The organism is Leptolyngbya sp. FACHB-8, from assembly GCF_014695575.1.
Taxonomy (GTDB): domain Bacteria; phylum Cyanobacteriota; class Cyanobacteriia; order Elainellales; family Elainellaceae; genus Vacuolonema.
Window position 1 is genome coordinate 1 of record NZ_JACJOO010000033.1, and the last position, 10017, is coordinate 10017.

The window sequence follows — 10017 nt, forward strand, 5'->3', positions numbered from 1 at the left end:
GGCTTTGATACGATTGGGTCATTGTTGTTTCCTCCTACGGAGTTGGCTCATCAAGCCACCGTAGGAGTTACTTTACTGCCGCAACGCTCAAAACTCTTCGAGTCACACTGGTCGAACCAGTGGCTTACCTCAGTTGTTCAGTTACCAATCGAGATGAAGCTGACTCGGTCACGCACGGTGTTTTCGTTAGCAACAGCTTTTAGAAGCACGTGGTACCGGGGTCGGCTGAAAACTTGATAATCAGTCGCTCAGCAACTTTTATAGCGTTTGTTGCAGTACTAATTTCCAGCACTTGGTGAGAGCATTCGGCTATGTATTGGCTAAGTGACTCCCTTAACGGATCTACTAAAGCTTGGCATTCCTCTAATGCCTGTCGGGCTGCAACATCGTCTGAGTTCTCCCTCAATTTATCTACGGCAGTAGAGGTGCGTTCTTTGGTAGCGTGGGCGGTCCTGCCAATCTCTTCAATGCGAACAAGGGTATCTAAAAAAAGCGTACAATGCCACTTTAGAAGGGATTTTGACTCATCTACAGTTCTCTTTAAGCTTTCCAAGTCCTTGTTTAGATTAACGTCTTCCATACTCTTAACGGACGGTAGCAATCTTGTATTAATTCCGTAGCAAAAAAATAGCTTTTGTGGGAAATTATATAAGAACGTATAAAACTTATCGCCTGCCTTCTGGGGCAGGTTTTTGTTGGTTTAGTTCCAAGCTTAGCATTGTGAGAGTTGGCGATCGCAATCTAGCCTCTGAACTTGGCAACCTCCAACTCTCATCACAAACCTTATCTTGCTTGCGATCGCAGTTTTGTAACCTTGCTTTAGTGGCAACCAAATCAATCACTTTTGCTATCCTCCATACTCTTTTGCAATACCCTTTGCAAACCAGGAAGCGCTGCCGCTGCATGAGCGAACAGCTGTCTCAACACTGCTTGATGCGCTTCATCCAGTTCTTTAATGTGCCGCGCGTAGGTGGCTTTGCGCATTCCCTTTGGGCGTGGGGGCATAGCAAACCACGGGACCGTCCCCGGGGGATTGACCCGAATGGGCGATCGCATTGTTCGGTAGAAATTGGGTAACGTCACCTCAAAAAAGTATTTCCGCAGTTGCCCGCTGACCTGCTCGGAGTGGTAACCCAGGTCAGCACACTTGCGACACTCGATCACACCACCAACCCGGTAAAGCTTCCGCACCTTGCGATCGCACTGTTGGCAGATCCACCACGGACGCATTCCCCCATAATTGCAAGCGGTCCATGTGAGAGGCTGCCCACAATACTCACTCATGCCTGGGGTGATGAGCCCACCATGGGCAAGCGTTGCCACGTCCAACGATGGCACCTCGTCAACGGTCTGCCGTCGGTCAAATCGTGCGCTGTAGTTGCCAGAGAGGAGGCTACCCATGAGGTTTTGATTTTGCCTAAATCAATAGAGTTTCTGGGACTTTTTCCGAAAAATAGCTTTTGAAAATGGCCTTAAGTGTTTGCGTTGTGAGGGTTTCAGCTTTCTACATTCTTGCGGGGCACTGTGACAACCCTAGTTTTGACCAAACGAACCCATGGAACCCGCTCTGCGCCGTTCTTGAAGCATTGCTAAACGGTCGATCGCGGCCTCCATTGAGCGCATAATGTTGCGCTCATAGCGGGCCAATCGATCGGCATCCTGTGGGATAGCTTGAACTGCGATCGCGGCCTGTTGCCGTTCCTGTTCAATGCGGGCCAGGTCATCAAGTTGGGCTTGGACTTCCGCACGCCGCTCGTTCACCTCGGGCTCTATATCTCGGATTAAGTAGCGCAGGTTAGCACCTGGCTTGATAGCTTCAGATTCCGCTGTTGACTGCCAGGATATGAGTCTCATCCAAATATGGCTGTGCTCCATTCCCCGATCCACATCACGCGCCCTGGGGATGAACTCACGGGGATATTTTCTGATGGCTTCCCCAAGTAGCTCATGCAGCCTTGCCAGCAGTGCGATCGCTTCCTCACTGTCGTTCCACTTCCGTAAACCGCGCTTTGGTATCTCCCATTGAATCTGGTCGTCGATACCGTTAATCAATGAGGTGAGCACAATCAGCTCTACTTTTAGGATCACCTCTGGGCTATCGTCTCCACCCCCAAGTAGTTCTTCGTGTGTCCTGAGTTCTGGGGTTTTGGCCTCCTTCTCAAGCTTCAGTTGTTCCAACCGCGCGATCGCCGCTTCCGCACCCCACAACCGATGTAAGCGGAGGTGAGCCATTGCCAACTGTTGAACGAGCAGGAATTCAGTCGGGCCTTGCGGTTGGTGCTCGTCTACCAGGGATTGCACCACACCTCGAAACGTCTCCAGATCCTCACCCACAATCAGTGGGGGTGATGCTGCCAGTAGCCCATGCTTTGTGGCATTGAGACTGGCGATCGCCTTCCCTCGGGCCGTGCGGGGGCCAGTGGAGTGCTGTGCATTCTGCCGGTTTGCTTGAGGGTTGGCAACCATCGTTTTTTTATAGGTAAAACGTTGTAACACTTGGGGCGATCGCAGGTTTTTTTAGGGTGACAAATGCCGCCATCTGCCACCCATTGGACCTGTCTATGTTCCGGCAATCTTCCGTTTGGTAATTTGCGGTAAGACTTCCACCACTTCTGGGTATTGCCGCCTGTAGGTGTCAGCATCTTTCATCTGCACTTCTGAGATCGGAACCATCAAAATTCCATCCATGCCTTCTTTGAAAAGGGCAACGGGTAGTTTGTGAAGATGGTTCTCAAACTCATTCCAAACCTTTACCTTGGGCAAGTGCTGATAGGAGTCACGCAAGTTCTGGTAATGAGTGATGAGCATAGCAACACCGGCATTCAGTTGGGCTGCAATCTCACGGGTTGCCTTTAACTCTGCGCTGATCTTTTCCTCGCGGGCTTTAGCATCAGCATCTTCCTGGGCCTGTTGCAACTCCAAACGCGCGCGGGTTAATTCCGTTCTGGTGGTGCTCAACTTGGCTTTAAGGGCTTCGGCCTCTGTCTGGGTGTCGAGGGCTTCGGCTTCCAGCTTCTCTACCGTTGCCTGTAGCTGTGCGATCGGGTCTACTTGGGTATTTTTTGTGGGCATTTCAGGAGTCTCCAAAAGTGTTGGGTAAGTGCGATCGGACGGGCTTAGGCGGGAACGTTTTGAGGTTGGTTTTGGGGATGCAGAAATTTTTTGTGCTGCAGTTCCAGTTGGCTTGGTAAGTTGTAGGCCTGCTTCCAAATTTGAGACCCACATTGCCCGACATAAGCGGATCGAGTCTCACCCAACCCATTGCCCCACCGCTCTGGGAATTTTGCGACTACTAGACGGGCAATCTGTAGTGCAATTTCCTCTTGCAACAGTTCGCTCTCTTCCGTCTGTTGCATCGATCGCAGCACAGACAGATCCCACGTTCCGCGCACCCAATGAACGCGATCGGATTCCTGACTCAGGTCTGCTACTCGCAGGGCCCCGGCTTCAATGCGGGGGCGTACCACTGGGTGTGTTTGCATTTCTTTCCAAACAGAGTCAGGAATTTCGTTGCCGCCTGGAAAAATCGTGAACTTTCCACAAAAACCGAAAGAATTAAATTCTTCCGGTCCAAGAACGTGAGGCAGGAACAAAACTTGAACAGTATCGGGGGTCTGATTGGTGACGGTCTTTGATTTACTAACCATTTTCAGGAATCTCCATTAAGTAGGTCATTCGCGTAACAGATCTGTAACGGTGACGATCGGGGGAGGCTCCCCACGTTTGATAGGCGATCGTCTGTTGGGGGCACATGGAGGTTTGTAACCGTTGATTGTCCTCAAAGCATCCAACGCCGCTTTCAGTAACTTGAGGTTCAACCTTTTGCGCCGCATTACCTCAATAATTCCGTGCGCCTGGGCTACAAGGAGATCGGCTTCTTCCTGCTGCCGGGTCGTAGTGGGGTCGCGGTCGTGCTTCATGCTGCCACCTCCAATACTGTGATCAGTCGATTTGCGGCTCCTAACTCTGCGCCGTCGGGGTATCTGATGAGGCAGCGAGGGATGCCGACTTCCAGCACGGTGCCCAACTGCCAGGGCAAAGCCACAACATCACCAACCCTAATCGGGGTACCGTTGCGATCGCGGGCAATTTCGGGATGGGTCATGCAGCCGCCTCCTGTTCCAGCAGTTGCACTTCATCGGGGTGAAACGTGCCGTAGAACGTGAAAGAGTCCTCGTCGCCGTCGCCACGCACCACAGGTTCACTGTAGGGATTGATCCGCTGGATGGTGCCAGGTCCACAACGGGTGAGGACGCGATCGCCAACCTGGAAAGCGGTCATGATGCCACCTCCCGCAATGAATTGAGCACATCCAACAAAGCAAGCCGTCGATGGTCTGTGTCGCATTGCAGCCATGCAGCCCGGTACATTTCCACCTCATCCGGTGGCAACCCTGCCCAATCTGGCTCACCCCTTGTTCCAACCTCTATGGATACTGCACACGGCTGCACACATTGCACATCAAAAGCCTTAGATAGATCTATATGGCTTTTCGTGTGCAGCACTGGGGCTGAAACGCTTGATTCTTCGATCGCGGGCAATGCCTCGACGGGGGCCAAGGCGATCGCTGTACTCACACCCACTAGCACGGGGGCAGGGGCAGGCTGCACCTGAAGTTCATGCTGTACCCCTTCCTGCTTTGCCTTGTCCCGTGCAAGCCATGCGTCCATGACCTGTTGCCGCCCGTCGAATGGATGCCAGTATGGGGCATCTTCACCTGCTTTCTGGATCAACTCTGCTGTGGGATAGCGATAGATCCAAATCCGCTGCTTCATCGGCTTGCCTTTGTCACCAAACACTGGCCCACCATCTTTGCTAATCAGATAAACCGTGCGTTGTCCCGTGCGCATGAGACGGAAGCCTAGAATCTGACTGAAATACTCCTGCACCGTGGCGATCGCTGTGGGCTGCACCTCAACCCTTGTAAGTTGTTTGATACTTTGTCGGATGCCTTGCCGCCGCTTCTCTTCATCGGATGGCGACAGCTTTGGAAGGGGGCGATCGTCGCCCTTTAGATTGGCATTACCCAAAACTCGCTGAAAGAATAGCTGCACATCTAGATCGAGATCTGTCAGTTCATCGCCCGCCATCACCCGATGTAATAGATCCTTGAAGCCAATCCTCTCAAGGGCTTCCATCTTCCCGCTTAAGCAATGCTTGTTGATGTCTGGAACCCATGCAACACCATCAACCGCGATCGCCTGGAAACGTTCTCTGTCTCGGTTCTTCAGATGCTGTGCCCCATCCGTCAGGTAGTAATGATTTTTGAAGAAGCTGTGAGCACCTTCTGAGTCCCTTTTGACCAGATCAGCGGTGATGTCTACCAGATACTTTTGATTCAACTCCCAATGGCGACAAGACAGCCGTTCTGCTGCTGTTTTGCTCCGCTTCAGGTTGATGGCCTCATACTCTTCCTTGTTGGCTGGAATGGGTTGTTTAGGTACTGCCTCGCAGTAGGCTTGATGGCTTGCGTTCCTTACCTCTGCCATTTTCTGGGAAATGACCTTAGCATCTGCTTTGCTGAGCATTTCAACTTGGGAAACAGAGTGCCCTTCCATCTCCAGTCCTGCATGAATTGCTGCTTGGTATTGGTGCATTCCCTGGTTAATGCGAGCACCCATCTTTCCCCACGTCTCTAGAGCCGCTGGGTTACTAGATACATTCCCGTCCACGTCAATTGAGAAGGACGCATCCTTGATCAGATTTAAGTTGACGCTGCCGACCTTGTGAGTTGTCTCTAATAGCGCTTTAGGCCCATGCTCGCCACTGGCAACAAAAGCAAAGTTGCAGCCTCGCTCAGCCGCATATAGATGCCGTGGCACATCGTTATCACGTAGCCGCGCCATAAACTGGCGGACGCTATTTTCCGGAATTACTCCGGGGGCAATAGTCCAAACATTTTGGAAATATCCAAATAACTCAATAGAAACGCCGCTTTCCAGTACAGGGGTACAAATGACAATTTCGTATTGGGCTAGGGTTGCATTGATGTGGTCCACACACCCATAAGCGGGATGCTCTGGATCTGCGACCGTATCAGAATCAATCCGCAAGATGGAAGCACAGGGAAACAAGTCTTTTAGGTGCCTTTCAATGTTCTGGGATGACCACTTACTATCTGTTTTCTGGGCACAAGTCTCTATTAGCTGCCGCCCCCCTGTTGCGATCGCCTCTTCCATCGCAAGTACAAGAGCTTCCACTTGGGGGTAGCTGAGCACAGTCCAGCCCTTCCCCTCGCGCCATTCATTGCAGACGATATAAGGCTTCAAGTGAGGTTGCTCTGCCATCTTTAGAACAAAGTCTATCGACAGGTTTGACAAGTCAGCGTCAGCCAGTACAATCTGCCCTGATGAATGAGGGGATAGCGCACCCTTCATTAATCCTTGGATCTGTTGAAGAATTGCCCCGCGCCCGCCTTTTCCTTTCTGCTTCTTCTCGCTACAGGTTGAAGCATCTAGAACGTGCCAGCAGCCAGACTCAGATTCATCAATGATAATCAGGGCATTTGTCCAGTCAGCCCAATTGAACCGTGCTTCAGAGTCAGGGTGTGCAGAGTCAAAACAGATAACTAGACCCAGTTCGCGATCGCCCTCACTACTCTGAAGGCTCAATTCGTCTTTGTATGCAAGGCCGAAGCGGTTAGCTAATTGATGCCCTAGCTGCCGCCGGTGGGTTAGCACTAGCACCCGCTGACCTTTGGCCAGAGCATTTTCTACCATACGTTCTAGGAGCCAGGTTTTGCCGCACCCCTTGCGACCTTTGAGCCCAATAAGCTTTTGATCTCGGGGAATGGCAACGTCACCTAAATATTGGGAGTTCAGCAGGACTGCGATCGGATAGGTCAACTCATAAGTCGGCAATGGGATCGGATGTTGCCGCCCCTTGCCGCAGCGCTTGCCCTCCGGGAACTGATGACCCGCAGCCTTAGCTACAGCCAGAGCTGCATGATAAACAGCTTTGTCGCTGCACTCCGCATGGCATTTGAATGCGCCGGTTTCTAGATTGATATGCAGGGAGTTATCAGATTCCCCATTGTGAGCGGGACACTTACAAGTTGCCCACCCACGCTTACGCCCGTTCGGATTAAAGCCTTCCAGGTGATGAGCAAAGTTCCGAATATCCCACTGATCATCCCCTGCATTAGTGGGAATGCGATCGCCCCCCTGGTGGCTTTTCTTGCCCCATCGCTCGCTGTCCCATTCAGGCAGAACGAGATCGAACTGGGCCAGGGTAAAAACTGAATCAGTTGCCTGCGCGATTGTAACGGGGGTTGATACCAGTTCGGATGCTTCCTTATCCCACTTCCAATGGAGAAACCCTGGAAGTCGCATAAGCCGGGAAGGGTTCCAGATTGACGGGTCGCTATCCTGGCACTGGATCAGACGTTGCTGCATCCTCGTCCATTCTCCAGGAGCCAGAGGTGCTTCTAACGTGAAATAGCAATGCAGCGATTTAGCTGTGTCGGTAACATCGCTCGCCGGTTTCCCAAGTATTGTTTCCAGCCGTCGCAGCCGTGCCCACTGCTCATCCTTGCTGCAATCGTCGCACTCATAGAACAGGACTCGTCCGCTCGTAACCTGCTCGTCATATCGTCCGCCAGGGTTCACTACGTTGTAAATCCCGTATCCCTTGCGATTTTGACTGGACAGATACGATAAGCCGTCAGGATAGTGCTTTTCCCTGCCATCCCCATAGATGCGGGTGAAGGAAAAACTGCCGTCTATTAGCGTTAGATACCCGTCAATGGGGAGCCGTGCAATCTCCCCAGGCTTTGGCTCAAACGCCATTCTCTTCCGTAGTGCTACATCAAGGGGAATGTTTTTAGGCAGGAGCAACCGAGCATAGACACGATCGCCCGCCTGGTAGCCCAACAGACTCAACTGTTGAAGTGTGGGGTGGATCATCGCACCAGCCCCCCACGCTCAAAAATCCCCCAGGCTAATTCCTCAAAGGTCTTAGTCTGGAGTTCTTCCCAAAGTTTTGCCTTAGCCGGATCAGCAGCGATCGCCCGCTTGATAGATTCAGGGGCATCCACCACCGACCCGACGGTTTGCCGGGTGGTGGTCGTCATTATGCTGCTGCCTTTTGCTGTTCAGGGGTGGACTGTTGTTGCTGCTGCCGTTGGGCTGCTTCCCAGGCTTTGAACTTGGCAATCAATCTGCGCTCGCGCCGGTCTGGATGTCCGCCTCGCTTTGCCTTCTGAAGTGCCCGTTGTGCCTGCTTCTTCCAGCGGATTTGATAGCTAGCGTTCCGCGATCGAATGGGTGCTGTAGACCCACTATTTTTGGGGGGAGTGACGGATTGATCCTGTTTCGCTAAACTCATAGGTAAGTAGGTCACCCCTCTGGGGTGAGTGAAATGCTTGTTAGTTGATTCGCTGTCGGCTAACTAATGACCAAAATTCAAAAGCGATTCGATCCGGGGTGAGAGCTGGTGTCGAGTCGCTTTTTGATTTGTAAGGGTGGATCTTTCATGGTGCTCCTTTCTTTTTTTGGGGCAACCGCAGACTGCCGGGTTGTGAGAGCAGGTCAGTCCGCGGTTGCCTTAACTTAAGGCTATGAAAAATGTTCAGAGAAATCTAGAGCGTTTTTCGGCACAAACTTAATACCTTGTTTTTCGCCTACCTCCTTCTAAAACAACCAAATATTCGCCTTCAGAGTACTCACACTTCAGATCCTCTGGCGAATCATTTCGTAGATAAGACCCCCACCATCTAATGGCCTGACGGTATGCCTCAAAAGCGTCCCGGACCGCCTTTCTTTTACCCTTTATCAGTTGAGTTTCTTTCTCTGGGGTACGGCCCATGTCTCGGACCAAAATTAGCCAGCGATATTCTTTTTCTGAAAAGTCACTAGGGTCTATCCCGGAAGTAAAAAGCGTTTTGAGGTCTTTTGCTTTTTTGCATATCTCATCAGCAAGCTTCCTTTTCCCTGATTCTCTCCGAATATTTTGCATTGCTTCTGTCATACCTTCCTGGAATAGTGCAGCCCAGTGATAAATAAGTTTTTCGTATGGCAAGCAATCTGTTTCGTCTAATTTCTCGGCAAGCTCATAAAGCTTTTTAGTTAATTCGTAGGCAGTGTGCATAATCTCCCCTGGCCTCTCAAGCGCTTTAACGTCAAGCCTTTTGAAGAACGGTGTCTTGCTATAGCCGCTATTTAAACAGCCTTGCATTCCTAAAAACCAAAGGGCGATGTAGGTGAAATTTTGAGACTGACTGCTGATCTTTAAAGCATCACCTTTTGGTATTTCTATCAAGTACGGAGGCACGTTGGTTAAAGCATTAGAGTACTGCCGCTGTATCAATCCCAGTAAGGTTTCGATTAATTTCACTTTATCCAGATCTTTTGTCTCAACCGGAATACTGACGGTGAGATCATCGCCAGTAACAACATTTATTCCAACGAGGTTTGGCTTACTTGGCGCGATCGCTCCCATCCTTACATCACCTCCTGAATCCTGCCTCTACAGTAAACTTGTTCTAATTGGATTTGAAAGACTAGCTAAGCATCACCCCCTTCTTCCTCGCTTAGGAGGGCATGCATCTCAATGCCGTGTTCCTGGAGGAGTCTCTTCAAATCGTCATTTTCGCGAAATAACTCGTTATTTATGCGCTGCAGGTCTGCGATCATGCGAAACAGGTCTTTCATCTCCCCCTGCAATTTTTTCAAGCCAGGACCCAGCAGGTGTATTTCTGCAATTGTGTAGACAATGAACCAGGATGCGATAACCGCGCTAGTTACGCGTATATAAAGGGCTATTGCATCTGCAGCAGGGGCAAATAGCATTAGTCCTGCAAGGACGATGCCTAGCGTTAATGAAAAGAGTTTTACAGCTTTTTCGTAGTACATAGCGATCGCCATCACTCCACAAAGTTAACTGTGGGTAAACGTGGCCCACAAGACTAGTACTCGGCGGCATAAATAAGCCTATGGTTTAGAACGCCAGTAACTTACCCTTGAATGTCCATTGAAAGGGCTTTGCCATCGTTTGGTTGAAGTAGTCAATAAAGGAAAG

At 50.8% G+C, this 10017-nt stretch carries 13 protein-coding genes; 1 reads left to right on the forward strand and 12 read right to left on the reverse strand.

Annotation, left to right across the window (positions count from 1 at the left end; translation table 11 throughout):
• On the forward strand, positions 1-237 hold a 237-nt coding region (locus H6F91_RS27715), incomplete at its 5' end, for a hypothetical protein (protein ID WP_206754907.1).
• 597 nt (positions 238-834) lie between these two features.
• Here the strand turns inward: H6F91_RS27715 and H6F91_RS06710 are convergent.
• The 12 genes from H6F91_RS06710 to H6F91_RS06765 all read right to left on the reverse strand — a co-directional run bounded on the left by H6F91_RS06710 (position 835) and on the right by H6F91_RS06765 (position 9863).
• Positions 835-1401, reverse strand: a complete 567-nt coding sequence (locus H6F91_RS06710; RefSeq protein WP_190789262.1) for a hypothetical protein — start codon at positions 1399-1401, stop codon at positions 835-837.
• 132 nt (positions 1402-1533) lie between these two features.
• The gene (locus H6F91_RS06715) at positions 1534-2466 is read right to left on the reverse strand and encodes a hypothetical protein (RefSeq protein WP_190789273.1); all 933 of its coding nucleotides are present in this window, start codon (positions 2464-2466) and stop codon (positions 1534-1536) included.
• 93 nt (positions 2467-2559) lie between these two features.
• Positions 2560-3072 carry a hypothetical protein gene (locus tag H6F91_RS06720; RefSeq protein ID WP_190789263.1) on the reverse strand — a complete coding sequence of 171 codons (513 nt, stop codon included), beginning with the start codon at positions 3070-3072 and terminating at the stop codon, positions 2560-2562.
• A 44-nt stretch (positions 3073-3116) separates the two neighbouring features.
• Positions 3117-3647 (reverse strand): hypothetical protein, encoded by a 531-nt coding sequence (locus tag H6F91_RS06725; protein ID WP_190789264.1) that lies wholly within the window; start codon positions 3645-3647, stop codon positions 3117-3119.
• Between the two features lie 24 nt (positions 3648-3671).
• Entirely contained in the window at positions 3672-3920 is a 249-nt protein-coding gene (locus H6F91_RS06730) for a hypothetical protein (protein ID WP_190789265.1), read from the reverse strand.
• Positions 3917-4105 carry a mechanosensitive ion channel domain-containing protein gene (locus tag H6F91_RS06735; protein WP_190789266.1) on the reverse strand — a complete coding sequence of 63 codons (189 nt, stop codon included), beginning with the start codon at positions 4103-4105 and terminating at the stop codon, positions 3917-3919. Before H6F91_RS06735 ends, H6F91_RS06730 begins: the two co-directional genes overlap by 4 nt.
• Positions 4102-4281: a hypothetical protein gene (locus tag H6F91_RS06740; RefSeq protein ID WP_190789267.1), complete on the reverse strand. Its 180-nt coding sequence runs from the start codon at positions 4279-4281 to the stop codon at positions 4102-4104. Before H6F91_RS06740 ends, H6F91_RS06735 begins: the two co-directional genes overlap by 4 nt.
• Positions 4278-7904 (reverse strand): plasmid replication protein, CyRepA1 family, encoded by a 3627-nt coding sequence (locus tag H6F91_RS06745; RefSeq protein ID WP_190789268.1) that lies wholly within the window; start codon positions 7902-7904, stop codon positions 4278-4280. The genes H6F91_RS06740 and H6F91_RS06745 overlap by 4 nt, the downstream gene beginning before the upstream one ends.
• Positions 7901-8071, reverse strand: coding sequence for a hypothetical protein (locus H6F91_RS06750; RefSeq protein ID WP_190789269.1), 171 nt, complete (start codon positions 8069-8071; stop codon positions 7901-7903). Before H6F91_RS06750 ends, H6F91_RS06745 begins: the two co-directional genes overlap by 4 nt.
• A complete protein-coding gene (locus H6F91_RS06755; protein WP_190789270.1) occupies positions 8071-8325 on the reverse strand; it encodes a hypothetical protein in 255 nt (84 codons plus the stop codon). The genes H6F91_RS06750 and H6F91_RS06755 overlap by 1 nt, the downstream gene beginning before the upstream one ends.
• 276 nt (positions 8326-8601) lie before the next feature.
• The gene (locus H6F91_RS06760; RefSeq protein ID WP_190789271.1) at positions 8602-9438 is read right to left on the reverse strand and encodes a hypothetical protein; all 837 of its coding nucleotides are present in this window, start codon (positions 9436-9438) and stop codon (positions 8602-8604) included.
• 65 nt (positions 9439-9503) lie between these two features.
• Entirely contained in the window at positions 9504-9863 is a 360-nt protein-coding gene (locus H6F91_RS06765) for a hypothetical protein (RefSeq protein ID WP_206754908.1), read from the reverse strand.
• Positions 9864-10017 lie beyond the last annotated feature (154 nt).